We start from the raw sequence: 25093 nt of genomic DNA, 5'->3' as shown, positions 1-25093 counted from the left end.
AGCCGACAACCGCCTTGTGTCGCGCCCGGCAGGAGACGAGTTCCTTCCTGTCGCTGCCCCACAGCGTAACGACATCCTTTTCGGAAAGCCGGCGGCGCGGGATGGGCACCGGCCGTGTGCACTCTTCGCGAAGTTCGGCCGGCAGCTTAGGCACGACCAACTCTGTCCGAATGACCGGCTTATCGGATTGCGTCGAGCAGCCCGCCACGGTCAGGGCTAAGGCCGCAGCCATCGCCGCCAGGCAATTCCTCATTCTTCTTCCTCAGTTCGTCTAGGGCGGCGTCGGCGTCCGCAACGGCACGCGCCCGCTCTGTGTTCGCGGCGGACAGGCGCTCGGCCATGTCGGCGCGCTCTTTCTCAACAACGGCGTTGCTAGCGGCGATTTGCGTGGTCCAGTGATTGCGTTCAGCAAGGACGGCGGCTGCAACCGCCCTCTCCTGCGCCGCGTCGATCGCAGCCATTCCGCGCCAGAAGCCAAAGGCGACAATTGCCAAGACCATGCCAACCACAGCCAGGCGCGCACCGATGCCGCCCAACTTTTCAACCAGCCAAGCCCAAATCACAGCCCGGCCTCGCAAAGTTCCTGCTCGCCGATCCGGCTAGCGTCGCCGGTCGTGCGGCGCTTGACGAGGCCGATCATGACCTTGCCCGCGGCCCGGTTGAACGCAGTCGCTGCCTTGCAGCTCTCTTCGTACTGCCCTGCTTTACCCAACCGCGCCGCTGTGGATTTGCACGCCGCGCCGGTTCCGATGTTGTAGGACAGCGAATTCATCATGCCGCGCCACGACAAGGGCTTCTTGTCGAACCCGGGCACGCATGCGACCAGTTCTTTGCGGAACTCCATCAGCCGCCTGCTTAGGCGCGCGTCGCAACCGGCCGGTGTTTCCACCATGCCCTTGGTGACGCCCTTCGTGTCGCCGTCGCAGATCGTCCACGGCTTACCGCCGGTAGCCGGATCCGGATAGGCGCGGAGTTCCCTGCCCTCCCACGGGCTGACGAGATACGTGGCAGCAAGCGAGACGTCGTCAGGAACGCGCGTGCCGTCGGACATGGTGACAAAGCCGCCGCCCAAGGCAGCCAATGCGGCGACGGCGGCTAACGCCGCTCGAGCGCGCTTACTCTTCATTCGGTTTTCCTGAAAGTTCCGCCTGCGCGAATATGCGGGCAACTGCGCCCAAAAAGCTCACGAGGGCCGCCAACGCGGCAAAGCGCCCAGCAGCGATTGGCGGGTTGTCGAAAAAAATGGGCAGTACAAATTCTACAGCGCAAAGCGCAGACGCTATGAGGGAGCACTTGATGCTCCACGCATAGTGCAGCACCTCGCGCCAGTTTTGGACGCGGGTCATGTTAGCTCTGATGTGAAAAAGCTCGCGCGAGGCGGGCGGGGCAGCCGAGCGTCGGCGGCCGATCCGCCATTTCAAGGGAGGGGGCGGGGTGGGCGGCTCAGAGAGCGCCGAAGCGTTGACCAGCCATGTTCCTCTACGTTAGTTTGTAGAACAGGCGGAAAACGCGATAGCGAATGATTTTTGTAAGGCGAAGAACGGAGCCTACTTAGTACGAGGTGCCGTTAAAGACAGTACATTGCCCTTTTTGAGCGCTGTCGCACTAATGGGGGGAGCCATAAATGTGCATGACATGCAGTCGTAGGTCCGCACTATTTGCCGCTGCGGCGGTGACGTTGGGCAGTAGCACGGGAGCCGGCGCGCAAGTGGCGTGCGTTCAGCAAGTCGGGCCAACTCTACCCCCTTATTGCGGTTGGAACTCCGCAGCTTTGGAAAATTTCCAAGTGTTTTCAACGTCCGGTCGTTCGCAAATCGATCGCGCGTTAATTGCAGAGCTTCGGAAAATACTTGCAGTATTCCCAATAAATCCTGGCTTCAAATATATCAATGATACGCAGCCAAATGCGTTCGCTCACGACGGGAGTGTCGTCGCGAACACGCAAGGCACAGTCTATATCGGTCTAAATTTAATCAATAGCGAGTTTGAGCGGTCAAATTTGGGCGGAATTGCTGTAGCGGGAATATGCGCTCACGAATGCGGTCACATTTATCAATATTTCAATGGATGGATGCAAAAACTTCAAGGTCAGACCGCGTTGCATGTCGAACTACACGCCGATTTTTTGGCAGGATACTACTTCGGAAGAGATCGATCACACGCTAAGGATAAGATTGAGAATTTTGCACAAAGCTTATTCTCTAAAGGAGATTACAATTTCAACGACAGAAATCACCACGGAACGCCTCAGCAACGTGTAGCAGCCATGAGGCGTGGTTATGAAGTTGGACAGTCTGGCACGAGCATCGCCCAGGCTGCGGATTCTGGGGCGAACATTGTGAGGTCGTTATGAGGCGACATTTTAGATTAATGAGCTGTGCCTTTTTATTTCTCGCGCCAGTTCACGCGTCGGCGCAAGTGCAGGTGGTTTGCCAGACACCGCAATTCTGGTGCGGGTTCGTCGCACCCTTTGCACAACCAAACGGAACGCCGTGTCATTGCTTCACACCGGCTGGGCCGGTGTTCGGGCAATCAATCGTGCCCATGTCGCGCCCTCAACCTCCGCAGCCGTGGCCGGTTCCCACCCCCGGCCCGACCCCCAACCCCGGGCCAGCGCCGAATCCCGGGCCGGCGCCCACTGCAGACGATTGCTTTAGAGGTTTGGGGAATTGCGCTGGGGCGTTTACCGGATCCTAGCGCCTGCGAGATTCGTCCTTGCGACGGCGATCCGATTCCGTCTGATCCTACGCGAGCTTTGCTGTGCTGCGCAGAGGTCGGCTCTCACCCCGACCATGTCATCGCTGGCAGTTCGCTAAGGATCGTCTCGACAGTCGGCTGCTCGCGCTCACCGGCCTGCACCTTCGCCAACTCGGCGTAGGCGTAAGCCCAGACGGTATCGCGCCAAGCAACGAAGGCGGTGGCTTCACCAGCCCAAGCCGCATTCGTCGAGTTCACATAAGACGCGCAGGTCACGCCGCTGTCGTAGCTGTACTGGCGCGCCGTTGCGTCGATATGCGCTTGAATGGCGCGCCGGTAGTCGTCGATGGTGGGCAGCTGCGGCTCGGGTGCAGGCTCAGCAGGCAAGGGCTCCGTCAGCCCTCCCGCGGTAGCCAAGGCCTCGCCCCACAGCGGCTCGTCGCCTTCCTTAATGTGGTAAGGGTAGCCATTGACCAGCGCCACATAGCTCCCGTCCGGGCGCGAATAAAGCAGTTCCATCAGGCAATCCTCTTGCAAACGCCTGTAATCGTGGCGCCGGCGAAACCGGCCATGGCAACAGAACCGCCAGCGCCGATGCCGGATGAGAGGCCGGACGCAAACGCACCGGTTGAGCCATAAGCCACGGCGAAGAATTCCCATGCGCCACCGGCCGGGAGTACGAAATCGGCGCTCGCTGCAGCAGTTACTGAAACGAGCTGCCCAACACCCGACGCAGTCTGCGGCTGGGGCGCCGCGTTGATCGTCGTCCGCGCTGCTGCAGCGTCGGCAGAATTCGCCAGAGAGCGGCCAAGGCTGGTAGTCGGCAGGTTGGCGGCGTCCCAGGGTATCTGGCTGTTGAAGGTCGGGCGGGACGTCAGGCTGATAGTCGTGGCGTCCAGCAGCATCGCCGTCGCCTTGATTGCGAGCGGCTGATAAGAGCCGATGCCGGTATAGTCGACACCTTCAATGCGCCCTTCACCAGCGTTCGCTAAGATGCGAACGCCCTTGGACGCGCCGCGTACAAGCAGCCCGTTCACCGCGTCAGGCACGGTAATTGCGACGAGACCTGCATACGATGCCCCGTCCAGCCGGGCGTACTGCGCCAGCGTCCCCGTTGCGTCAAGCAACCACGTCGTCCCGGCACCGGAAACAATCACATCGCCCTTGTCGCCGTCTGTTACGGAGCCAGAAGGCCCCTGCGCGCCCGTGTCGCCCTTATCGCCCTTGTCACCCTTCGGCCCGGTTGCGCCCGTCGCGCCTGTAGCGCCCGTGTCGCCCTTGACACCCTGAATACCTTGTATTCCTTGAATGCCTTGGATTCCCTGCGGCCCGACAGGCCCAGCGGGGCCAACCGCGCCGGTTGCTGTGACGATCGCCTGTGTTGGGCTCCAATTTATGTACGCCTTACGGTCCTGAACGCCTTGAACGAGCCGCCCGGGCAGGTCGTAAACAAAGCGAACGGCCATGATGCGGGAATGCGTTCCGCCTGTAACGTCTACGACATCGGCGGAATACTCGCCGCGCGGCCAGCCTGACATTCCAGCTTTTGCATAGACAGCCTCAAGAACCTTCGTGCCCGTAATCGTCAGGCCGCTGCCATTAGTGAGCGTGGCCCGCGTTGTATCCGAAGCCCGGTCCTTGACCTTAACTTCGAAGCTGCGTCCAGTAGCCGGTTGGACAGATCTCGGGCTCGGTTATGTGATTCTGAATGCATGGGGGCTCCTTCCCTGCGGCAATGCCGAGGGTTGCATGGACGGGATAGTGGGTGGTCAGTGCAGGCTCGGCGATGAGGGCGCGGACGCAGCCATGTCCATTAGAGCCGCGATTTGCTTTTTGAGGCGCCTCACCTCGTCGGTCTCAGGCAGGATCAAGGAGGGGTCGGCGATGAAGTCTTTCAGCTGAGAATAGCCGCCTTGCGCATAGCGCCCCACCGCGAAGGCGTGAGCGTCTTGGTACTCGTCGAACACGTGCGGCGACCAAGCGCCGTCCTCGCAGATCCAAACGGCGAATTCGTCGCCGTGCGGGCCGATTCCGATCGTGTCGTCGGTGTCCAGGCTCATGCGGCGGCCCTCGCAGTTCGGGCCGCGATGCGGTCGTTGAGCCATCCCACAACCTCGGCCCGCACGTATGCAGTGCGACGCTCACCCAACTGGACAGGCGCAGGGAACTCTCCTGCCCTAGCCATCAGCGTCAGAAGTTGCCGAGAAAGACTTGTCTCTCGCGCCGCGTCTTTGGGCGACATGAGAACAGGAAGATTGTCATTATGAGACTGCATGTCGCGCTCCAATTTGCCGGCTCGATGCGAGACGGCGAGGAATGCCTTGTTTGAAGGCGACAACTCTATTGGCTGTGGTTACATATGATTGTCAATAGCGCCAGAAGCGCTAATTGACCTTGCCGCAGTAGTTGCCCCACTCTTCCATCAGTCTGCGGCGCTTCTCTAGTGCATCTGATCGCCGATAGGCTCGCTCGGTTTCGTTGCCAACCGCGTGCGCTAATGCTGCTTCGATGATCTCTCTCGGGTGATCGGTTTCATCGCCCGCCCAATCCCGGAACGTCGACCGCCATCCGTGCAGGGTTACTTCCTTGTCCGGCGACGCCAGGCGAAGCGCCTTGGTCATCGCAGTGTCGGAGACCGGCGTGCCCTCCTTACCCCCTTCAAAAATCAGCGAGGACGTCGCCCGCTGGCGCCGGGACTCGACAATCTGCAGCGCTCGGTCGGTCAGTGGAACGACATGCTGGACGCCGGCCTTCATCCTGTCGCCGGGTATCGTCCACGTCTGTGCTGCAACGTCGATCTCGTCGAAACGGGCGCCCCTTACCTCCCCGGCCCGTCCTACTGTCAGGACGATGAACTCGACGGCTCGGGCCGCGGTGCCGGACGACTGCCGAAGCTTGGCCACCGTCGTCGCTGCCTGGGTATGGCTCAGCGCAGCGTGATGCTCCTTCCCCCGCTTCTTACGGGCCGGCATGATCTTATCCAACAAGCCTCGCCATAGGGCGGGATTGCCTGCCTTGCGCCATTCATGGGCGATCCCGTAGTCGATTACAGCGCGGATGCGCATCCGCAGTCGGTCGGCTGTCTCGGGACGCTCACGCCAATGTGGCAGCAGTGCTTCCTTGACGTCGCCCAACGCGATGTCGGCGATCGGCATATCGTGCAAAGGCTTCGCGTAATCGCGTAGGGTCATCTCCCACTGGTGTTTGTGCTTCGGGTTGCGCCAGCCCTCGGCCTTGCTTTCCAACAGGGCCTCCATGCAATCGGCGAAGGTCTTCGGCTTCGTGATCGGCTTCGGCGCAGGCTTCGGCCCGCGCGGGTCTTCGCCGTTGGCCAGCCTGTCGCGGATGACTTGCGCTTTCTGGCGAGCCAGGGCGAGACTGACAGGCGCCGTCCCCGCACCGTAGCCACCCAACCCGACCTCGACGCGCTTGTCGCCGCGCCGGAAGATGAACACCCAGTTCTTAGAAGGAGGGCGCTCGCCGCGGGGCTTCTGAATACGAAGCCAGAGGCCGCCCCCGTCTCCCAGCATTCCGGGTTTCACGTGGCTTCTGATCTTGTGTTCAGATAGCTTGTTGAGCGCCATATCCGACCTTCCGCCGAACCTATTCATCATAACCGTTACACCAACGGCAATAGCGTCAACAAGGCAAAACGGGGAAAATTAGATGCCAATCTTGCAAAAAATGACCTATTTTGTGCAGGTTGGCGGTCATTCTCTTCCGCCAGTTCACTGAGGCGGCATGATCGACAGCCAAGCCCCTGCCCTCGACCCGACCGTGCATTTCGAACGCGCCGCCGACGCGGCACGACCGACCGAGGATAGACCGCGTGTCGACTTCTAGGGGCCTCGGAACGGATTTCGACCGCTGGCTCGGCAAGCTCTTCCGCAAGGGGCCGTTCACTGCGCTGATCGTGCTCGTGAAGATCGCCGCGCCCAAGGTCGAGCCGCTGCGCTCCACCTTCGTCCATGTCGTCGGTAGCAAGATCGACTGGGGCGACATCGTCCTGATGCTGCGCGGTGCCGGGGTGAGCTGGGACGGAGCGGCCTTCTTCCCGACGCGAGACGAGGATGGCGGGCTGGTGCCCGATGAACTCGCCCGCAAACGGCTGCGCGAGCTGGAAGACGCCCTGCGGGAGGACCGGCTGGTCCTCAACAAGGGCGCCTTCTTCGACGTCTGGGGACGGAATCTGGAGGTTCAGGAGGCGTGAGACGGCGGGAAGGCTCCGGCGCCCCTTCCGGCAAGAGATTCTCGCGTCGCCGCAGAACGCGCCCGAGAACGGCGACGCAGGCTATGTCACTACCACGCGCCCCGGTCCCGCCTCGACCGCGCCGATGATCCGTGCGGCCGGATAGCCCGCCGCCTTGATCCGCGCGAGGATGTCCTGCGCCCGCTCCGCCTTGCAGGAGACCAGAAGCCCGCCGGAGGTCTGCGGATCGGTCAGCAGATGGCGGCGCCAATCCGGCAATCCGGCCGGCAACTCGGCGCCTTCGCCATAGCTCGCCCAGTTGCGGTGCGAGGCGCCGGTCACCCTGCCCTCTTGCGACAGCCGTTCTGCCTGCGAAAGGAATGGCAGATCGGCCAGTTGCAGCCGCAGCGTGGCGCCGGAACCGCGCGCCATCTCCAGCCCGTGGCCGAGAATGCCGAAGCCGGTGACATCCGTGATGGCGTGGACATCGTCATCCTCTGCCAGTTCGGCACCGATGCGGTTGAGCAAGGTCACCGATCCGATCATCTCGTCATAGGCCGCCGGCGAGAGCTGTTCCTTCTTGAAGGCCGCCGAATAGATGCCGACGCCCAGCGCCTTGGTCAGGATCAGCGCATCGCCGGGCCTTGCCCCGCTGTTGCGGCGCAGGTTCCGTGGTTTCAGAAGCCCGATCACAGCCAGGCCGTAGATCGGCTCGGGCGCATCGATCGAGTGGCCGCCCGCGACGGGAATGCCGGCCTCGGCGCAGATCGAGGCGCCCCCCATCAGAATCTCGCGTGTCGTCTCAATCGGCAACTTGTCGAGCGGCATGCCGAGGATCGCCAGCGCCATGATCGGCTTGCCACCCATCGCATAGACGTCCGAGATCGCATTGGTCGCGGCGATGCGGCCGAAATCACGGGGATCGTCGACCATGGGCATGAAGAAGTCGGTCGTCGCGACGACGCAGGTCTCGTCGTCGATCTGCCAGACGGCGGCGTCGTCACCGGTCTCGGTGCCGACGAGAAGCTGCTTGTAAGGCCCGGCCGCCGGGTGTTCGGCCAGAAGCTGCTGGAGCACCGAGGGCGCCAGCTTGCAGCCGCAGCCGCCGCCATGCGCCAGGCTGGTCAGCCGTGGTGCAGCGGGCTTCGCCGGCGCGGCGCGTTCGATCGTGTCACTCATCATCGGTCTCCGGATAGAGCGGCTGGGAGCCGAGGAGGCCCCGGCCGAAGCGGCGTCTTCAGGCGGTGATCTCGACTGCCTTGATCGTGTACTTGAAGGTGTCGGGATCTAGGCAATCGAGCAGCGCCCCGGCGATCTCCGCCTGCGGATACATGAGGAAGCCGACCTTGTGTTTCGAGCCGGGCAGCGCGACATCATGCGCCATGTTGTAGCCGAGCCAGTTGCCTTCCCAGGCGCCGAACAACGCCTCGCGCGCCGCGACCACCTTCGCGTCGTCGACGGCGTTGTTGCCGGGCGGCTCCTCGAGCACGACCTTGCGGACATCGGCGGGATCGGTCGCGACCCAGCCATGGCCGTCTAGCCAGACTTCCGCGCGGCAGTGCTGGGCCTTGGTGATCACCTCGGATCCCGCCCCCAGGCTCTTGTAGCCGAACTGGGAAGGTGCGACGCGAATGCCGTAGATGTCGCGCGCCGGGATGCCGACCGAACGCACGAGCGCGACATAGAGCGCATTGAGATCGGCGCATTTGCCGCCGAGATTGCCGCTGCGCAGCATCGAGGCGACGTCGCCGGTGCCGCAGCCGCGCGTCTTCGCGTCACGGAAGGTGTTCGCGACAACCCATTGGTAGATGACGCGCGCCTTGTCGATGTCGCTCGCCTTGCCGGCCGCCGCCTTCTCGGCGGTTTCCTTGACGATGCCGTCGGTCGGCATCAATTCGGTCGCTTCCAGAAAGAGCTTGCGCTCGTCCGCGCCCAACGCCGGCGCCGGCCCGGCCGCGAAATCCTCGGCGCGATCGCGCAGCGAGAAGCGGCTGCGGACTTCGGCCGCCGGCGCCGTCTCGCCTTCCTTGAAGACGAGATGCAGCATCTGCGCGCCATATTTCGGATCGCTGACGATCTCGGCTGAGGCCGCATTGGTCTGCCAGTCGTTGCGGCCCGGCTTGATCCATGCGGCCTCCGCGACGGAAGGCAGCGGAACCCAGGCCTGCGCCTTCCCCTGCCCGGCGAGATCGAGCCGTGTCACCACCACGAAATCCCGCCATTTGCCGGGCTTGGGGGCGAAGACGGGCGCCTGCGCGAAGCCTGCGCGCGGCAGCAGAAGCGCCGCACTCGCGGCGGCACCGGTCGTGAGCATATCGCGTCGGCTGATCATGGTGTGCTCCTTCCCCTGTTGTCGTCGGTTTTCACTGCGTCTGGCTTGGCGCCTGGCTCGGCGCCGACCAAGGCTTCGAGCGCCGTCAGCACCGGTGGGCTGGTCCAGTCGAGCGGCTCGGCGGTGAGCGATACGGGGCGCAGATCGCGATCGAGCACGAAGCTCGAGGGCAGCCCCTCCACCCGCCAGCGTTTCATCGCCGCCCGGTCACGGTCGAGCAGAATTGGGAAACGCACCGGGCGCTGACGAATGAAATTGCGCACCCGTGCCTCGACCTCACCGACATCGACGGCAAGGATGGTCGCGCCTGTACCGAGCCGCTCGGCCAGCGCATCGAGCGAAGCCAATTCCTCGACACAGGGCGCACACCATGTCGCGAAGAAATGAACGATGACGGGCCGACCGCGCAGGTCGGCGAGATCGATCGCCGGGCCGTCGAGACGGCCGAGCGCGAGCTCAGGTGGCGCTTCGTCGGACCAAGGCAGCAATTCTCCCGCAATCGCCCGCGCTGCGGCGAGGCACAATGAACAACCCGCCAGCGCCAGGAGAAAGCGCCTTCGCTGTCGATCCGGTCGGTGAGCGCCCCGGCACGCGGGAGCTGCGACGGCAAGCACGCGCCATCCTTTCCCGCTTGATCCGAAGCGTCAATAGAGCCTTTTGTCAGTCGGCGAGGGCCAACCCGCCTCGACCCCGTCGAGCGTGCGTGGCTGCGCCGCCGAAACCAAAAAGTTAGCCGCTTCGCACCGTCCTCTTGCCCCTGCGCCGAAGCAGGATCGTCCTGCGCCGTGATGAAGCTCCTGCTTGTCATGGGACGCCGTGAGCTGTGGCTTGGCGATGTGGCTGGCGCTGGAGGGAAACGCCGTGATGGCGCTCCCACGGGTCATCGTCGTGACCGCTCTGGTCCGGACGCTCGTGCCCATCGTCAACGGCAAGCATTTCCGGCCAGCGGAAGCGCCGATCGCCCACGATTCCGAGGATTGACGTAGCAGAGGTCCGAGCGCCTCCCAGCTCGCTTCAAATTTACCGCAAGCTGAATGGTCGCCGTAGAGAGGTAAGTAACCAAGCGTCACGCTTGGCGCTGATCGGCACTGACTTCGGTGCTATTTTCGATCTGGCCGACATAACAATCTCCTTCAGTGGAGGAACCATGGCTGAGAGGGTGAAGGAGTTACTCGCGCGCGATGTCGAGACCCTGCGCGCCGATGTGCTCAAGGCTGGCGTTCTCAATGCGAAGGCCTTGCAAGAAAGCGCCGAGACCCATGTGGCGCATCTCAATGAGGTCCTGCGCGAATCCCAGGCTCTGCAAGATGCGTCATTCCTGTTGGTGAACCGGGTCATCGCCTTCGCCCGGCTCCTCTACGGCCAGGCGGCGATCGCCGAATCGGAGCAGGCACGACGCGAAGCGCTGGCGGCGGTCGACCGCCTCGCGAGAGTGATCGACCACGCAGAGTGGCGGGAGGAGGCCCAGATACCCGCCTGAGCCCGGTATTAATCCCACCGTTTGTCCCGCCGCAGGGCCGGATTTCTCCACATGCGAACGCAGACTGTAGAAAGCCGGCTGAAGTGACTGGACAGGCCTGACGACAGCCTCTATATCGCCCCCACCAACACGGAAGGCGCGGCGCGCCCCGGGGCGCCCAGGTAGCTCAGTTGGTAGAGCATGCGACTGAAAATCGCAGTGTCGGTGGTTCGATTCCGCCCCTGGGCACCATTTACCCTTCCAAGAGCTTCCACAGACCTCCAAAAGGCCCGTATTTCTGGCGCTTTTGCCCCGGATTGGGCCTTTCAGCTTCCACTGCCTTCCATTGACAGCCAACGGATGTGTTGGCCACGCTGCTTCCTATCGGCCAACAGGCGATTTGGAGCGGCCAACAAATGGCAGGTTTGACGGACGTAAAGGTTCGGTCAGCAAAGTCCCCGGAGCGGATCACGAAGCTGTCCGATGGCGGCGGACTGCAGCTCTGGGTGACGCCAGCAGGCGGGAAGCATTGGAAGCTCGCCTATCGGTTCGACGGGAAGCAGAAGAAGCTCCCGATTGGCCCCTATCCTCAGATCGGACTGGCTGACGCCCGCGATCGCCGCGAGCTCGCCAAGCGCCTCCTTGCTCGCGGCATAGATCCGCTGGTGCATGAGAAGGAGACGAAGGACGCGGAGGAGAAGGCCGCGGCCGTAACCTTCCGACTGGTCGCTGGCGAATTGGTCGAACGCAAAGAACGGGAGGAGCGCGCGGCGTCCACCCTGGTCAAGACGCGGTGGCTTCTCGACTTCGCCTATCCCGATATCGGCGATCGTCCGGTTACCGAGATCAAGCCTGCTGACGTGCTAGCTGTTCTCCGCAAGGTCGAAGCCCGTGGCCGACTCGAATCGGCGCGGCGCCTCCGCTCTGTCATTGGCGAGGTGTTCCGGTACGCCATCGCCACCGCGCGCGCCGAGCACGATCCGACCGGCCCGCTAAAGGGTGCCCTCCTCACTCCGAAGCCGAAACATCGCGCCGCGCTGATCGACCGCAAGGCCTTGGGCGCTCTTCTCCGCGCCATCGATGGCTATGAAGGTCAGCCCGTCACGCGCCATGCTCTCAAGCTTCTGGCGCAGCTCTTTCCGCGTCCTGGCGAACTCCGGCTTGCCCATTGGGATGAGTTCGACAGGAAGGCCGCGATCTGGACCATCCCGGCGACACGCACGAAGATGCGCCGGCCGCACAAGGTCCCACTCCCCCGACAGGCGTTGAACGTTCTCACCGACCTCCACCGGCTCACTGGCTACGGCAAGCTATGCTTCCCCGGCGTTGGCCGAGGCAGCCGCGCCGGCCTGCCTGTCGAGCCCAGACCGATATCCGAGAACACGCTGAACGGCGCGCTGCGGCGGCTGGGTTACGGATCTGATGAGGCGACGGCGCATGGCTTCCGCGCCAGCGCCTCCACCTTGCTGAACGAGTCCGGTCTCTGGAACCCTGACGCGATCGAGCGCGCCCTGGCGCATGTCGAGGACGATGATGTTCGCCGAGCATATGCGCGCGGCGAGCACTGGGATGAGCGCGTCCGGATGGCGCAGTGGTGGGCTGATGAGCTTGACGAAATGCGTGCAGTCGGAATGCCGAAAGAACGTGGAGGGCGCTGATGGGCACGCAATACACATTCGCGGAACCCTCGGATCATTGGATGCTGCTGAGCCGCGTCTTGACGACTGTTCCCTTTTTCCAGGCAATGGCCGAGCGATCTATGGAGCAGGAATTCGCCTATGCTCCCGAGCTGTCACCGCGCTGCTGGTTCGAAGACAATTGGTTTCTTGGTTGCCTTCGCGCTGAAGCCGGAGATGCGAAGCTTATTTATCAGGGCCGAGGCAATCTCGTAGTCTACTCGCCTCCGGAAGCGCCGCCGTCCTACGCAGAAGGCTTTTTAAAGGAATCATTTTACGCAGCCATCACTAACATCGAACATTATCTCAAAACTAAAGCAGTCGAACGGTCGATCAGATTTTATGGGCGCCCCGAAAGTCTCGAAAAGCCATTCGAGATCATACCTTCAGATTGGTTTTTATCCGGAGAACTATCGATTGACATAACCGCAAACTCTCTTTCGCTCGCTGGAACGCTCAATTATCTGCATGTTCACGTCGAATTGGGAGAGACCGCGGTTGATGTTTGGGCGTTAGCTGGAGGAGAGACTTCCGATGGTGAGCGGAAGAGCTCACAGCGCGATCAGGTGGCAACGCTTGTGGCCACGATGGTCGAAGCTGCGCCTTCGAACATTCTCCGCAAAATCGCCGCAGAGCGTCTGGGAATGTCCGCAAAATCGAGACGCTTTGAAAAAATATGGGCGTCCGCAATCGTACAGTTCGAAGCGCTCGATATCATCACTGCCGTAAAATATGGTCAGCCAGGGCGGCCAAAGAAATCACCGCAAGCCGAAAATGTCGCAGAAAGTTAAAGGCGGCATCGTTTTTTAGTTCGCCCACCTCGTCATCTTCCATGCGTGTTCATAGACGACGCATGGAGTGCACAGGTGGCCACCAAGGCAATCAAGTTCCACACGCTGAAGGCAGCGGCTGCGCTATTGAGCTGCAGCACTTCGCAAGTCTACAACTTCATTGCTGCGGATCGCCTTGCTGCGGTAAAACTCGACGGGAAGACGCTGATCTCCGATGATGAGATCGCTCGCTTTCAAGCTGCCCTGCCACGCATGGTCAGTCGCATGCGGGCGCCCGGCAGCAAGCCCGGCAAGGCAGCGTGAGGCTCGGCAATGTCGAGCTTTTCCGCTGCCGAGCTTGATGAGCTCCTGGCCGATCACGACACGCTCGCGAATGTCGACGAGACGGTCGGAACTCTTCGCACCCTCGGCCTCGAGCCGCGGCCGGAGGTCATCCGCCGCCAGGCCGCCCTCTACGAGGTCCCGCCGGAGCGTACCGAGCTTTTGGTCGCGCTGATTGGCCGGCGGCTGTCCTCTTTGGAGGGCGCGCTTTGAGCAATGAGCCGGCGAAGTCCTTCACAGGGCGAATTCGCGACGCTGAGAAGATCGTCCGTGCTCGAGCGGATGTGAGTTCGACAGAGTTCCGCGTCTTTACGGCCGTGCTGTCGGGCTTGAACGAGAGCAGTCGCACGTTCGATTGCAGCGATGAAGTTTTGGCCGTTATCGCGGGCTTCAAACAGCGCCAATCTTTGTCTGCGGCTCGCGCTGGGCTCCAGCGTAAGCGCATCATTTGGTTCCGAGCCGGCCGTCCTGGTCGCCTCACGCGGTATGGGCTCGCGCTGGTCGATCAGGATATCGACGATGGACTCGCTCTGCTCAAAGACGCCAAGGAAGAGGCTCGGGCAAAGATCCGTAGGGATGGCGAGCGTCGAGTTGGCGTAAATGATCGTTTACGCGAAAAGTCTCTGGAGCACGCTCAGGCTGAGGCGGCGGGTCACGGTCGGCGTAAAGAAACGGCTACGCCGAATTCATCCTCGGCGTGTGGATCTGTTTACGCAGCGGCGTCAACGGATGTTTACACAGTACACCCTCGACATACACCCTCGTTATCTTCCTCTACCGATGAGAGGTTGATCTCAGAGCGTACGCGCGAGGCTGCTCACCCTGATGATGGTGATCTCGCCTTCATGACCGCTCTCGGAGAGGGAGACCCTGCTGAGGGACGAGACCTCGCGGACTATCTCCCTGGCGGCATGGTCACGGACGGGATCGAACGACTTCGGCAGTTCGGGCTGGACCAGTGTCTGCCCCATATCCGCTATGCCCGTGAACAAGCGACGGCGCGGCGAGCTGCGTCTCGGAGGGCGTCGGCATGACCGAAATTCCCGCCGATCTCTTTGCCTGGGCTGACCGACCGCAGACCGTTGTCGACTTCCGGTCGCGACGCGAGAGGCTGCCTCGATATGAGCGGCTGCACCCGCTGCGCCACTACGACCGGGCGGTGGCGCGCCAGCGTGGGGAGATGCCGCCGGCGCCGATCATCGCCTTCCCAGACCGCCACCCAGCCTCGCCAGGCTCGTACAGCCCTGGCCCGGCCGCGAGGGCTCAGCGATGAGCGCCCCGCAGCCCTTCACGAAATGGCCCTCACCGTCAGCGGCTGTTCCGGAATCGCCGGCACTCGAAGCCAAGCGCCCGAAGCTGTCTCACGGCCTCATAGGTCGTGAAGCGATCGAGGGTCTGATTTCGAAGATGAGCCGCCAGTTGCTTCACCCGACGCCACGGCCCACGCGCATGTCGCGCAAGCCAAAAGCTTCGACGCTGGGGAAACCACTGATCAAGGTTGCTCTGCTTGGGAACCATATGCGGCCTGCGACCTGCCGATCGTCGACGATTCATGGAATTATCCTCTCGTTATCGCTGCCAAACTGTTTGGAGCGCTCGAGGACATGGCAGAGGGACCTCGAGGCTCAGCCTCTCGGCCCCCGGCTCCCGGTGCGCGACGCACCTACGGATGCACCTACCAACACGGTAAGGCATAAGATCACGCATCGTCGCGCGACCTTTAGGGTCCCCAATTTCAGATCGGCAATCAGACTGGAGTCAAGGGGAGCGCAGGCCTCGACTGGCAACCGCGATAGGGCTCGAGGATGAGCGCCCCCTTCACCACCGGCTGGCACCGCATTGCCGGTGACCATGGCTGCCGCGTCGTCTTCGTCGAGCCCGACCGGCCGCGCGCCGGCTGGGCAGCGTGCTGGCGATCTCGCGCCGATGCCGAGAGCGGCGATATCGTCCGGGCGGTGTTGCTGCGCGAGGACGAGTTCGCGCGCCGCGTCGTCGAGCGGATCGAGGCAGGAGACGGCGATGGTCGATGACGTCCTGCCCCTCGTGTCGTTCGCTGATCGGATCGCCGCGACAGAGGAGACGCTGGCCGATCATTGTCGGCTGACCGGGATTCCGATGACCGGGGATCGACGCGTCACCGAACAGCATGCTGCTCAGTTGCTGGGCTTGGCGCCCGGCTCGTTGGCGAAGATGCGCGGTGAAGGGCGAGCGCCGGCCACCTACCGGCTGGGCTTTGCCGGCGCTCGCCTCTCATATCGGCTTCGGGACATCGCCGCATGGATCGAAGACAGCCGCGAAGATTTCTAGACCACACCCTACCGAACCCATCTCAACCCAACCCAAGCCCATCGATCTGAACGCGACTCATCGGCGATTCTCAGCCCAGAAACAGGGAACCGCCGATGACGCTTCATTCCCCCTCCGACCTTGCGCTCGTCGCCAAACTGATGGCGGCTGGTCGCGGCTCAGCCCTCCAGGCCGCGACGCTGGCCGAGGCCATGCGCGCCCCGCCCCGAGTCGCGCAGTTGCTCAAGGCGGCTGTGCCGGCCGGAAACACAACCGATCCGGCCTATGCTGGGCTCCTGGCGAGCTATCAGGCGATGACGGCGACGTTCATTGAGAGCTTGCGGTCTCAGAGTGTGTTCGCCCGGCTCCTCGCCGATGGGCTGGTTCCCGCACCGCTCCGGACCTCGGTGAATTCCGTGTCGGTCGCCCTCACCGGCGCCATCGTCGCGGACGGTGCTCCGGCCCCTGTCGGTCGGATGACGCTCGCCGCGGGCCAACTCGCGCCGCGCCAGGCCATCGCGCTCATCGCGCTCACTCGGGAGGTTGCAGCTAGCCCTGCGCCCGCGGCTCTTGCCTTCGTCGACCGTGAACTCCGCCGGGCCGTCGCCGCAACGATCGATGCTGCGTTTCTCAGCGTGGTCGCCGCCGGCATCACCGCGATACCCTCCAGCGGGACTGATGCGGAGGCGGCCGTCGCGGACATTGCCGCCCTGGCTGCGGCCGTCAACGTCGCCGGCGCTGGGCCTCTGTTCTTCGCGATACGCAGCGAGACCGCCAATGCCGCTTCGCTGCTTCGCGACACTCTCGGCGGATACGCTTTTCCGGCTCTCGGTCTCACAGGCGGGGAAACCGCGGGCGTTCCCGTCCTGACCACGGCCGCCCTGCCGCCGGGGCATGTCTTGCTGATCGATGCGAGCGGGATCGCTGCCGACATCGACCAGATCCAGATCGAGTTCTCACAGAACGCCAGCATCCAGCTCAAGAACGATCCCGAGAATGCAGCTGCCGCGTTGACCTCGATGTTTCAGATGAACTCCACCGCGGTGCGCGCCGTCGCCTATTTCGGTGCGGAGCGCTTTCGGAGTAGCGCTGTTGCCCTCCTCAATGGTGTCGCCTGGGGTGGCACCGCGTCATGAGCGATGACCACGATGTTCCCCCGTACCCCAAGCACCTGACTGAGGACGAGCGCAGCGCTGTCTTCGCCGTCACGGCGGACAAGCTCGAAACGGAGTTCTTCAGGCCAGAGGGCAAAGAGCTCCCGGTCGATGTCCTAGCGCCCCTCCTGGCAACGATGTGTGCCATCGGTTTCCTTCGCACGACCTGGCAGGGCGACCGGATCAAACAGCTTGAGCAGCGTTGCGCCGAGCTTGAGATGGCGCTGGCCAAACGAGAGACAACCCCGAGCGGCAAGAAGCTCGACGCCCTGTCCGCGCGCATCGTCGAACTGGAAGCCGGCGGCATCCATTACTGCGGCGTCTATCAGAGGTCCGGCGTCACCTACCGCAAAGGCTCGCTCGTCACCGCCGACGGCTCCGGCTGGATAGCCCTGCGCGAGGCCAAGGAGGGCGAGGCTCCCGGCGCCAGCTCCGCCTGGCAGCTCGCGATCAAGCGGGGCAAGGACGGGAGGGACGCCCGATGATCGTCGAAGCCACCATCCGCGAGAAGCTGTCTGCCGCCGTGTCGCAGGCCAGGCAGCGCGAGCGCGCCACACTCATTGACCAGGGCGCCACGGACGAAGAGCTCGCTGCCTTCGAGGCTGAGCGCGATCCTGTCTGGGCAGCATGGATGGAAGAGACCGTGGCGCTCGCCCTTCGGCAGGGTAGCGATGCCGCGGCGCTGACCGGGCAGCTCCAATGAAGGGGGGGGTACTTTCGCATCGAAGCCGATCAAGGGGCCTCCACCGCTTGGGGTCTCGTTTGCGCAAAAAATTCTGCCTGCCGGAAATCCTGGCGCGATCTCGGTCCCGGCATAGGCCGATTTTATTCACAGCGGAGGGGCGTTCTCCGCGATTTTTATCCAGTCCTGAAGGGTGAGCGATGCCGAGAAAGCCGCAGCCATCGGAGGATTCACCGGCAGCGGACCGTGATCCGATCCCACCGCGAGGCCTGTCTAAGGCAGATAAGGGCGCGTTTCGGAGGGTTTGCGAACTGCGCCGGGCTGCTGGGAGGCCGGTTGCGGCGATCGAGAGTGACGTTCTCGTCGACTACCTCGCCGCACGCGCCCGGCTGGCAGAGCTCCAACGTGTCGAGCGGGAGGAGCAGGCCGATAGCGTGTTCTTTCTCAAGGATCGGATCGCACTGGCAGCCGCCGTGGACCGCGCCGCAGCCACCTGTCGGCGCCTAGCCAAAGACTTGAAGCTGATCGGAGCCTGATCGTGGACATTAATGATTATGGGCGCCGAATCTGCCGTCGCAAGGCGAAATACTTGTCCGAGGAAATCGCCGCATGATCACAATCGAAGCCTGCTCTAACCTCGGCACGATCGAAGGCACCGAGTTCGCTGGCCGCCAGATCCGCGCGGTTGGCGACGCAGTGCTTGGCGCGGAGCCGTGGGCACGGGATGCCATGATCACGATCACCATGGCGGAATGGCACCAGCGCAATCTGGACGAGCGGTCACGACGCCGCCTCGAGCTGGCTACATGCGGCGCTGGTCTTGCCGGAATCGCCGTGTACGAGGCCGCCCGCGAGATCGCTTTCGGAATAGCCATGGGCGCCGCGGCGGCAGATCTCGATCAGGCCGTTGTCACGAAGCCGAACCGCCAGGAACGACGCCGAGCTGCAAAGACCGGGGAGCTTCTACAATGACCGTCAAGCTCTCCTCCCTCCGCATCGCTAGCGAATTCGACGCCAGCGGCTATCAACGCGGCATGGCAGCGAAGGTCGCTGCCGACCAGCAGGGCATCGCCTCGAGCGAGCGGCTGGGGGCGGTCCTTGCTTCAGAGGATGCCGCGGCCGGAAAGACCTCGCGTGCGGTCGAGGCCATGTCACGCGCATGGATCACGGGCTATGGCCATCAGGCGAAGTTCGAAGCTGGCCTCCGGCAGATCAATCGGGCGCTCGAAACCGGCGCAGTGAACACCACGCGCGCCGGTGCGCTCGTGGAAGGCCTGCAGCGAAAATTTGGTCAGACCGCAGATGCCGTGCAGGTTGGGCAGCGCGGGTTCACAATGCTCGCGCCGGTGGTCCATGACGTGAATGAGCGCCTGGCGGCGCAGTCGGTCAACCTCACCAAGTTGCAGGCGGCGAACACGAACGCCGTCGCCAGCACCGGCCAATTTACCCGCTCCACCGGCTTAGCGAGATACGAACTCATCAACCTCGGCCGGCAGGTCGGGGATATCGGGACCATGCTTGCGATGGGGCAGAGCCCGTTCGCGATCCTGGCCAGCCAGGGCGCACAGGTGGCGGACGTGTTCGCGACGACCAGCGCCAGCATCGGCAGCGTCATCCGCCAAATCGGCGGCGGCGCGCTGCGGTTCGCGTCGTCGGGAGCAGGCCTTGCCACGGGCGCAGGTGCAATCCTCGCGGCAGGGGCTTACTCGGCGATCAGCTATGCCGATGCGCAGAGACAGGTGGAGAATGCGCTACGCGGTGTAGGTGCAGCTTCTGGTGTCTCGCTCGCCGGAATCAACAGATTCGCTGCCGCAGAGGCCGCTGCCGGAAAGGTCTCGACCGCGAGCGCGCGGGAGATCAGTGCCGCTTTCGCCTCTACGGGCCGCGTCGACCCCACCAAACTGCCCGGCCTCGGCTCTTTCGCGAAGGACTTCGCCACCTTCACCGGCTTGGGCATGGACGATTCCATGAAGGAGCTCGCCAGCGCCTTCGCCGATCCGTCGCGCGGCGCGGAAATGCTTGCGGGCAAGATTGGCGGTCTGAACTCGGCAGCGCTCCGGTGGATGCAGGCGCAGCAGGCGGCCGGCGACTTGCTCGGCGCGCAGCGAACCCTGATGCAGACCTTCGCGCAGCAGGTCGAAGGGGCGACCGAGCGGACCGGGCTATTTGCTCGCGCCTGGGAGAGCGTGAAGCGTTCCGTGTCGGAGGCAGACAACGCGCTTGGCCGGGCTCTCAATGGCTCGACCGATGCGGAGCGGTTGGCCTCGCTGCAGCAGCAGCGCGACCGCCTCCAGCAGACCCCGGGCCTCGGCGTTGCAAACCAGTTTCGGATGCTCGAGGCGCAGATCCGCCCGCTTGAGGCCATCGTCGAGTTGGAGCGTCAGAGAGAAGCAATTGACGCCCGTGTTGCAAAAGCAGGCAACGCCAGCCTCGCCGCGTCAGCCATCGCCGATCAGCTCGACCCCTATCGCAAGCAGATGGAGGAGCTCGTTGCCCTTCAGACGAAGCTGGATGAGGCCCGCAAACTCAATAAGGGCGCGCCAGAATATGAGGAGTGGGGCCGGGCATTGGATCGCGTCAAAGGCGCGATCGGAACCCTGCTTCCGAGCGTGGAGCGCGAGCGCCTGGCACATGACCTGGCGATGCGCGCGATCAGTGCTAGGACGCTGGAGGAGCGTGTTGCCATCGAAGTCGCGCGCGAAGGTCTCCGGCTTTCAGGTGAGAAAATCTCCACGGCCGAGCGCGAGATCGCAATGAACCGGAAGGCGGCCGAGGTTCAGGCCCAAGCCAACCGCGAGGGCCGCGACGCCCTGCGCGACGCCCGCGACCAGCAGAGCCTGGCGGGCTTGCGCCCCCATGAGCGCCGGATGGCAGAGATCGCCATCGAAGAACGTAACAATCGCGAGCGGTTTGGCACCGTCGGCACGCCGGGCGCTTCGACGGCGCTGCCGGCCACTTCCGCCGCTGTCCACGGCATGGATCAAGCGTTCGCGTCGAGCCTCGGGCGCCTGATTGAAACGATCCCCGGTATCAGCGTCACCTCGGGTTTCCGCTCGACGAAGCGTCAGGCCGAGCTGTGGTCGGAGGCGCTGGAGAAATACGGTTCGACCGAAGCGGCGCGCAAATGGGTGGCGCCGCCGGGCAGTTCGCAGCACGAAAAGGGCATGGCCGCTGACCTGCGGTTTGCCACACCGCAGGCCCGTGAAGAGGCTCACCGGCGCGCGGGCGAATTCGGGCTGACGTTCCCTCTGCGGAACGAAAGTTGGCATGTCGAGCCCACCGGCGGGCGGGTGCGCGGCGCCAGTCCTCCGGACCTTGCCACGTCCATCGCGCAGAGCAGAGAGGCGGCAACAGCGACCGAGAACTATGCTTCTGTCAGCCGCAGTGCGAACGACAACATCGGCGAGCAAGAGCGGGCGCTTCAGATTCAGGCGAAAGCTCTAACCGCCTCGGCCTACGAGACCGGCCGCGCCGAAAAGGCACAGGAACTCTACAACCAGCTGGCGGCCAACGGCGTGCCCGTCACGCGGGAGCTTGCCGCTGCAATCGAACAGACCGCAAACCGGTATGGCCGGCTGCGCGAGGCCGCCGCGTCGGTGAAGCTGACGCAGGACGTCCAGTTCGAGCGCGATCAACTCGGCCGCGCCTCCGGCGAGCAGCAGATCGCGTCCCGTCTGCGCGGCACTGGCGTGGGCATGGATTCGGCAATCGCCGACCAGATGCGATTCAACCAACTGTTGGGCGAGACGAAATCGGTGTCCAGCGACGCCCTCAAGGGCTTCATCAGCGACCTGCGTTCCGGGAAGAGCGGCATGGAGGCCCTGCGGGGTGTCCTGGATAAGTTCGCGACGAAGCTCTTCGATCTCGCCAGCGACCAACTGATCTCTGGGCTGTTCAAGGGGATGTTCGGCGGGTCGAGCAGCGGAGGCCTCTTCGGGTCGCTCTTTTCCGGTGGCGGAGGTCTCTTCGGCTCTCTGTTCGGCGGAGGCGGCATGACGCCCGGCGCCGGCGGTCTTTACGCGAATGGAGGCGTGTTCTCTCACGGCGGCGCGGTGCCCTTCGCAAGGGGGGCTGCGTTTTCGAACTCCGTTCTGACCAGCCCCACGCTCTTCCGTTTCGCGGAAGGTGGCACGGTTCGGCGCGGCCTTGCGGGAGAGGCCGGCCCGGAGGCGGTGATGCCGCTACGCCGCAATAGCGCGGGGCAGCTCGGTGTGATGGCCGCGGTGCAGTCTGCTGCGAATTCCAACACGGCGAGCGGCCGAGATGCTCCTGTGATCTTCCAGGTCAACGCACAGGGAGCCGGGCCTCGCGAGATCGATGAACTCAAGCGAGTGATCCCCGGGCTTGCCGTCCGAGCGGTCCAGGCAGTCCGCAAAAATCGCGTGGCGGGACTCTGATGTCGGCGTTCGATTTCGCGAGCGACGGCGTATCGCGAGGACGTGTCACCGGCTTTCAGCTGGCTGCAGCGGAAACCTTGCAAGCCAAGGCTGATGGATTGCAGTCGATGATGAGTGAGGTGCAGTAATGGCCAACGAAACTCTCGACGTCGTCACTGAGGGCGACGGCAACCGCCGCAGTGACTTGGTCCAAGGGACGGCCAACGCCTTCCGCATGGATGCTATGTCGGATGGAACGTCGCGTGTGGTGTTTGATGCGGACTCGTTCACATTACAGCATCCCACGATAGCCGGCGGCCAGCCGCAACCGATGTTTCAGGCGACTGGAACGGGCCAACTGCTGCTCAATGGAAACACCCGCATCAACGGCGACCTGTTTGTCGATGGGGCGATAACTGCCGCCAATATGAAAAACGGGTTTTCGGCCTTGGGCATGACTGGTGGCACAGCAGCTTTGCCGCCCGGCGAAACCGAGTGGAGCAACCTCGGCGCGCCCTTGACGCTGACAGTTGCCAATGGTGGCGGTCAAGCATTCCCGCTGATCATGCTGCGCGATCACGCGACCGTGCAGAATCTTTCGGGATTTAACCAGGTCGGTGCGGTGATCATCCGCCTCTTGGTGAACGGGGTGCCGGTCTACATACACGAGATCTTCAACTCGGTGATCCCACCGGCTCTAGGCGCTAACCAGGGCATGACCGACTGTTTTGATGTGGGAATTGTCGGATCGACGCACATCTTCCAGCTCCAGTATCAGCACAACTTCAATCCGGGCCTGACTGGAACCGTCTTCGCCAAGGTTATGGCGCAGATGATCGCGCGATAGCTAGCGGGGCTGGTAGCACCTTCTGCATCAGCGTGTCGGTCGATTGGCGAAGGATGGAGGCTTGAGCGCAACTCTGGGTGTGTGGCGCCTAGCGCGCTGATAAAATCAAGGCACTGCGCCGCGCACACCACCAGCACAAATCTGATCGATAACGTCTTTTCGCCAGCACAGTCCGAGCGCAGCGTCATCGATTTGCCCCGGTGCCCGACCACTATAGACACCTGCGAATTCAATACCGGTCGCATGCAAAGCGACGTCGGCCCGGTTCCAAAAGTTTGGCTCGTCCGGGTCGACATTCTCGTAAGGATCGGTGGTACTCCACATTCCGGTGAAGGATGCAAATATCGGCGAACCCGACATGCCCCGCCTAGTTTGGCTGTCAATGAAGAATGCTGGAATCGACAAGCCGCCAGCCCTGGCGCCAGATATCGTCAATTCACCCCCAATCGTGACCGAGTAATAAGGTTCGGACGCGATATAGCCGGATTTCCAAATCGGAAGCCCATACCCGGTGCTTAGCGCTTCGGGAAAGCCGATAATAAATGCCGGCTGTCCCGGTTTTACGGGGATTCTCATATGGCTAATCTTGTTCACGGGCCAGTGCATAAATTCCGGCTCCGATGTCGGTTTCGCATGCTCAATGGCGACGACATCGCAGGTCGATCCGAGTTCTGGGTGCTCCAACCAAAGAGGGTCGAGCATCGCACTCGGATCATCAAATAACTCAATCCGGCGCGGCATTATCGAGTATTGCCTAACGCTTCCCTCGTTCTCAGGACACCATTGAGCGATCTTGCAAATCAAGTGTGTAGGTACCCGTCCAGTCTTTACATCAAGTTTTTCCTTCGTCTGGAAATTGCGTCCCGACACGTTGTGCCAATTAGTGATCAAAAAGCGCTTTCCATCATGCTCGTAATTGAATGCTGTCCCGGATGAGATAATACCGCCGCGATCGTACATTAATATCTGGAAGGGCGCTTGCGAATATGTGCTTCTGGTCCCGTGTTCAGGCATTTGCCCCCCTATCTCGAGCCTTGCCTTTAACCTCGGGCATCAGAGGCGGCTGCTCTCGCAATCTCCGGTCAGCCCTTGGCCAGGTCCACTTCGTCAGCAGTCTCCGCGCCGCCGCGTTCGAAGCTCGCTAGAGACCCAAGCGTGAGGACGGCGCTGCTCGGCTCGTACGACATGCCGCTTGCCAAGATATCGGGCACGAGCAACCCTGTGCGTAGCAGAGCCGCCGCTGACTGAAGGATATCATCCCGATTGTGGTGGGCTGAGAGCGCCTGAAAGGCATCCGCCCAGGGACGGACTACGTTTTCCTTCCGCATGACGCGATAGCACTCGGCAATGATTTCGATCTCAAGTGCAGTCATGTCCTTGAGTATGCCGGCCCAGCGCTGGAACTGGTCATCCTCGAACGGCCCTTCGCGTTTCAAGCCGATGACTAGGCGCGCCATGAGACGGAGGTTTTTTCTTGCCGCTCCATCCTTCGCGGCAGACATGAAGCGGAGCATCATCCCGGCGAACTGCTCGGCGTCCTCGTTGTCGATATGAACACCTTGCTCATCGCCCTGCTTCAATGCATCGATGAGAAGCTCTAGCGCGGCATTCTTCCGGCGCTCCATTTCGCGCTCGACCGCCTTCGCCAACAGCGTGCCGCCCGGCAGTCCAGCGGAAGATAAAATCTCGCTGACGAGCGTCACTAGTCGAGTTGGCATGTCGTCGGCGGCCATCTGTGCTCCTATCTCACCTGCATGACTGCCCGACGCACGCTTTGTGCGATTGAAAGGTCTAAGCCCATGTCTAGGCACAGTTTGAAGAACTCTTCTGAGACATGGTCGCGCTCAAGGCCGAACCGCCGCGTCAGATTGCGGGCGAATTTTCCCATGGGAACGACATCGCCGGAAGTCACCCATTCAGGGTTCCCGACATGCTCCTCAAAGGCTTCGATGACGTTCTGCGGAAGATCGGCGCCAAAGAGAAAATAGCGTAGGAAGGGCACGAAGTGAGGATCAGTGTAGATATCGGCTCCGTATGTGCCGTGCCTTCGGAAAAGACTCTCATTTGATCCCTTGAGCCGGCCCGTGTTGCACGCAGGATCTTTCCAGTAGCGAATTCGACTCGCCGGCAACGCGGATCGATCGTGAAGCGATTTTAGGAGAGCTAGGATTGGCTCCCGGTTGCTCAGATATGAAGCTCGCCCCTCTGCGTGAGATGGGTGCTTTAAGCGGAGGTCCATCTGCTCCAAGAGCACGCGTTCCGCTTCCGTAAGCGCGAGGTGGT

General features: G+C 62.7%; 32 protein-coding genes and 1 tRNA gene. 19 read left to right on the top strand and 14 right to left on the bottom strand.

Annotation, left to right across the window (positions count from 1 at the left end; translation table 11 throughout):
* Window positions 1-179: 179 nt before the first annotated feature.
* Genes AC1DNE_RS10805 through AC1DNE_RS10795 form a run of 3 tightly spaced genes read right to left on the bottom strand, consistent with a single transcriptional unit; the run spans window position 180 to window position 1346 of the window.
* On the bottom strand, window positions 180-536 hold the full coding sequence (locus AC1DNE_RS10805) for a hypothetical protein (protein WP_476841036.1): 357 nt from the start codon (window positions 534-536) through the stop codon (window positions 180-182).
* Between the two features lie 23 nt (window positions 537-559).
* Window positions 560-1126: a lysozyme gene (locus AC1DNE_RS10800; protein WP_476841035.1), complete on the bottom strand. Its 567-nt coding sequence runs from the start codon at window positions 1124-1126 to the stop codon at window positions 560-562.
* Window positions 1116-1346, bottom strand: a complete 231-nt coding sequence (locus AC1DNE_RS10795) for a DUF7940 domain-containing protein (protein ID WP_476841034.1) — start codon at window positions 1344-1346, stop codon at window positions 1116-1118. Before AC1DNE_RS10795 ends, AC1DNE_RS10800 begins: the two co-directional genes overlap by 11 nt.
* Window positions 1347-1678: 332 nt before the next feature.
* On the opposite strand from AC1DNE_RS10795, the gene AC1DNE_RS10790 reads away from it, so the two are divergent.
* Window positions 1679-2353 carry a hypothetical protein gene (locus AC1DNE_RS10790; RefSeq protein ID WP_476841033.1) on the top strand — a complete coding sequence of 225 codons (675 nt, stop codon included), beginning with the start codon at window positions 1679-1681 and terminating at the stop codon, window positions 2351-2353.
* Window positions 2354-2781: 428 nt separating this feature from the next.
* Here the strand turns inward: AC1DNE_RS10790 and AC1DNE_RS10785 are convergent, their stop codons facing one another.
* The 5 genes from AC1DNE_RS10785 to AC1DNE_RS10765 all read right to left on the bottom strand — a co-directional run bounded on the left by AC1DNE_RS10785 (window position 2782) and on the right by AC1DNE_RS10765 (window position 6281).
* Window positions 2782-3216: a hypothetical protein gene (locus tag AC1DNE_RS10785; protein ID WP_476841032.1), complete on the bottom strand. Its 435-nt coding sequence runs from the start codon at window positions 3214-3216 to the stop codon at window positions 2782-2784.
* Entirely contained in the window at window positions 3216-4163 is a 948-nt protein-coding gene (locus AC1DNE_RS10780; RefSeq protein WP_476841031.1) for a hypothetical protein, read from the bottom strand. Before AC1DNE_RS10780 ends, AC1DNE_RS10785 begins: the two co-directional genes overlap by 1 nt.
* 303 nt (window positions 4164-4466) lie before the next feature.
* Entirely contained in the window at window positions 4467-4757 is a 291-nt protein-coding gene (locus tag AC1DNE_RS10775; protein WP_476841030.1) for a hypothetical protein, read from the bottom strand.
* Entirely contained in the window at window positions 4754-4939 is a 186-nt protein-coding gene (locus tag AC1DNE_RS10770; protein WP_476841072.1) for a helix-turn-helix transcriptional regulator, read from the bottom strand. The genes AC1DNE_RS10775 and AC1DNE_RS10770 overlap by 4 nt, the downstream gene beginning before the upstream one ends.
* Window positions 4940-5081: 142 nt before the next feature.
* Window positions 5082-6281: a tyrosine-type recombinase/integrase gene (locus AC1DNE_RS10765; protein WP_476841029.1), complete on the bottom strand. Its 1200-nt coding sequence runs from the start codon at window positions 6279-6281 to the stop codon at window positions 5082-5084.
* A gap of 245 nt (window positions 6282-6526) precedes the next feature.
* Here AC1DNE_RS10765 and AC1DNE_RS10760 point away from each other — a divergent pair, with 245 nt between their 5' ends.
* Window positions 6527-6907: a hypothetical protein gene (locus AC1DNE_RS10760; protein ID WP_441468484.1), complete on the top strand. Its 381-nt coding sequence runs from the start codon at window positions 6527-6529 to the stop codon at window positions 6905-6907.
* 81 nt (window positions 6908-6988) lie between these two features.
* On the opposite strand, the gene selD is transcribed toward AC1DNE_RS10760, so the two are convergent.
* The 3 genes from selD to AC1DNE_RS10745 are packed head-to-tail and all read right to left on the bottom strand — an operon-like array spanning window position 6989 to window position 9706.
* A complete protein-coding gene (gene selD, locus AC1DNE_RS10755) occupies window positions 6989-8065 on the bottom strand; it encodes a selenide, water dikinase SelD (RefSeq protein WP_441468485.1) in 1077 nt (358 codons plus the stop codon).
* Between the two features lie 58 nt (window positions 8066-8123).
* Complete coding sequence (locus AC1DNE_RS10750) at window positions 8124-9218, bottom strand: transglutaminase-like domain-containing protein (protein ID WP_441468486.1); 1095 nt, start codon at window positions 9216-9218, stop codon at window positions 8124-8126.
* Window positions 9215-9706, bottom strand: coding sequence for a TlpA family protein disulfide reductase (locus AC1DNE_RS10745; protein ID WP_441468487.1), 492 nt, complete (start codon window positions 9704-9706; stop codon window positions 9215-9217). Before AC1DNE_RS10745 ends, AC1DNE_RS10750 begins: the two co-directional genes overlap by 4 nt.
* A 340-nt stretch (window positions 9707-10046) precedes the next feature.
* On the opposite strand from AC1DNE_RS10745, the gene AC1DNE_RS10740 reads away from it, so the two are divergent.
* The 7 genes from AC1DNE_RS10740 (at window position 10047) to AC1DNE_RS10710 (ending at window position 13678) form a co-directional block, all read left to right on the top strand.
* Entirely contained in the window at window positions 10047-10199 is a 153-nt protein-coding gene (locus AC1DNE_RS10740) for a hypothetical protein (RefSeq protein ID WP_441468488.1), read from the top strand.
* 91 nt (window positions 10200-10290) lie between these two features.
* A complete protein-coding gene (locus AC1DNE_RS10735) occupies window positions 10291-10698 on the top strand; it encodes a hypothetical protein (RefSeq protein ID WP_441468489.1) in 408 nt (135 codons plus the stop codon).
* 155 nt (window positions 10699-10853) lie between these two features.
* Window positions 10854-10929, top strand: a tRNA-Phe gene (locus AC1DNE_RS10730).
* Window positions 10930-11093: 164 nt separating this feature from the next.
* Complete coding sequence (locus tag AC1DNE_RS10725) at window positions 11094-12335, top strand: tyrosine-type recombinase/integrase (protein ID WP_476765990.1); 1242 nt, start codon at window positions 11094-11096, stop codon at window positions 12333-12335.
* Entirely contained in the window at window positions 12335-13144 is an 810-nt protein-coding gene (locus AC1DNE_RS10720; protein ID WP_476765974.1) for a hypothetical protein, read from the top strand. Before AC1DNE_RS10725 ends, AC1DNE_RS10720 begins: the two co-directional genes overlap by 1 nt.
* 75 nt (window positions 13145-13219) lie before the next feature.
* Complete coding sequence (locus tag AC1DNE_RS10715) at window positions 13220-13447, top strand: helix-turn-helix domain-containing protein (RefSeq protein ID WP_476765973.1); 228 nt, start codon at window positions 13220-13222, stop codon at window positions 13445-13447.
* Between the two features lie 9 nt (window positions 13448-13456).
* Window positions 13457-13678: a hypothetical protein gene (locus AC1DNE_RS10710; protein ID WP_476765972.1), complete on the top strand. Its 222-nt coding sequence runs from the start codon at window positions 13457-13459 to the stop codon at window positions 13676-13678.
* Between the two features lie 581 nt (window positions 13679-14259).
* On the opposite strand, the gene AC1DNE_RS10705 is transcribed toward AC1DNE_RS10710, so the two are convergent.
* The gene (locus AC1DNE_RS10705; RefSeq protein WP_476765971.1) at window positions 14260-14436 is read right to left on the bottom strand and encodes a hypothetical protein; all 177 of its coding nucleotides are present in this window, start codon (window positions 14434-14436) and stop codon (window positions 14260-14262) included.
* Between the two features lie 834 nt (window positions 14437-15270).
* Between AC1DNE_RS10705 and AC1DNE_RS10700 the strand changes: the two genes are divergently transcribed.
* The 9 genes from AC1DNE_RS10700 to AC1DNE_RS10660 all read left to right on the top strand — a co-directional run bounded on the left by AC1DNE_RS10700 (window position 15271) and on the right by AC1DNE_RS10660 (window position 22810).
* On the top strand, window positions 15271-15495 hold the full coding sequence (locus AC1DNE_RS10700; RefSeq protein ID WP_476765970.1) for a hypothetical protein: 225 nt from the start codon (window positions 15271-15273) through the stop codon (window positions 15493-15495).
* Complete coding sequence (locus AC1DNE_RS10695; protein WP_476765969.1) at window positions 15485-15772, top strand: helix-turn-helix transcriptional regulator; 288 nt, start codon at window positions 15485-15487, stop codon at window positions 15770-15772. Before AC1DNE_RS10700 ends, AC1DNE_RS10695 begins: the two co-directional genes overlap by 11 nt.
* 95 nt (window positions 15773-15867) lie before the next feature.
* Window positions 15868-16887 carry a phage major capsid protein gene (locus AC1DNE_RS10690; protein ID WP_476765968.1) on the top strand — a complete coding sequence of 340 codons (1020 nt, stop codon included), beginning with the start codon at window positions 15868-15870 and terminating at the stop codon, window positions 16885-16887.
* Window positions 16884-17390, top strand: coding sequence for a hypothetical protein (locus AC1DNE_RS10685; protein WP_476765967.1), 507 nt, complete (start codon window positions 16884-16886; stop codon window positions 17388-17390). Before AC1DNE_RS10690 ends, AC1DNE_RS10685 begins: the two co-directional genes overlap by 4 nt.
* The gene (locus AC1DNE_RS10680) at window positions 17387-17608 is read left to right on the top strand and encodes a hypothetical protein (protein ID WP_476765966.1); all 222 of its coding nucleotides are present in this window, start codon (window positions 17387-17389) and stop codon (window positions 17606-17608) included. The genes AC1DNE_RS10685 and AC1DNE_RS10680 overlap by 4 nt, the downstream gene beginning before the upstream one ends.
* 588 nt (window positions 17609-18196) lie before the next feature.
* Entirely contained in the window at window positions 18197-18559 is a 363-nt protein-coding gene (locus AC1DNE_RS10675) for a hypothetical protein (RefSeq protein WP_476765965.1), read from the top strand.
* Window positions 18556-21984, top strand: a complete 3429-nt coding sequence (locus AC1DNE_RS10670) for a phage tail length tape measure family protein (protein ID WP_476765964.1) — start codon at window positions 18556-18558, stop codon at window positions 21982-21984. The genes AC1DNE_RS10675 and AC1DNE_RS10670 overlap by 4 nt, the downstream gene beginning before the upstream one ends.
* Window positions 21984-22112 (top strand): hypothetical protein, encoded by a 129-nt coding sequence (locus AC1DNE_RS10665; protein ID WP_476765963.1) that lies wholly within the window; start codon window positions 21984-21986, stop codon window positions 22110-22112. The genes AC1DNE_RS10670 and AC1DNE_RS10665 overlap by 1 nt, the downstream gene beginning before the upstream one ends.
* Window positions 22112-22810, top strand: a complete 699-nt coding sequence (locus AC1DNE_RS10660; protein ID WP_476765962.1) for a hypothetical protein — start codon at window positions 22112-22114, stop codon at window positions 22808-22810. Before AC1DNE_RS10665 ends, AC1DNE_RS10660 begins: the two co-directional genes overlap by 1 nt.
* A 105-nt stretch (window positions 22811-22915) precedes the next feature.
* Here the strand turns inward: AC1DNE_RS10660 and AC1DNE_RS10655 are convergent, their stop codons facing one another.
* Together AC1DNE_RS10655 and AC1DNE_RS10650 are read right to left on the bottom strand one after the other, a co-directional pair.
* Window positions 22916-23770: a serine protease family protein gene (locus AC1DNE_RS10655; protein WP_476765961.1), complete on the bottom strand. Its 855-nt coding sequence runs from the start codon at window positions 23768-23770 to the stop codon at window positions 22916-22918.
* Window positions 23771-23892: 122 nt separating this feature from the next.
* Entirely contained in the window at window positions 23893-24543 is a 651-nt protein-coding gene (locus AC1DNE_RS10650; RefSeq protein ID WP_476765960.1) for a hypothetical protein, read from the bottom strand.
* Window positions 24544-24644: 101 nt separating this feature from the next.
* On the opposite strand from AC1DNE_RS10650, the gene AC1DNE_RS10645 reads away from it, so the two are divergent.
* The gene (locus AC1DNE_RS10645; protein ID WP_476765959.1) at window positions 24645-24803 is read left to right on the top strand and encodes a hypothetical protein; all 159 of its coding nucleotides are present in this window, start codon (window positions 24645-24647) and stop codon (window positions 24801-24803) included.
* Window positions 24804-25093 lie beyond the last annotated feature (290 nt).

It is taken from the genome of Allobosea sp. 05L423 (genome assembly GCF_056397745.1).
The sequence above is the reverse complement of the archived record's forward strand: the minus strand, read 5'-3'. Positions and strand labels throughout refer to the sequence as shown.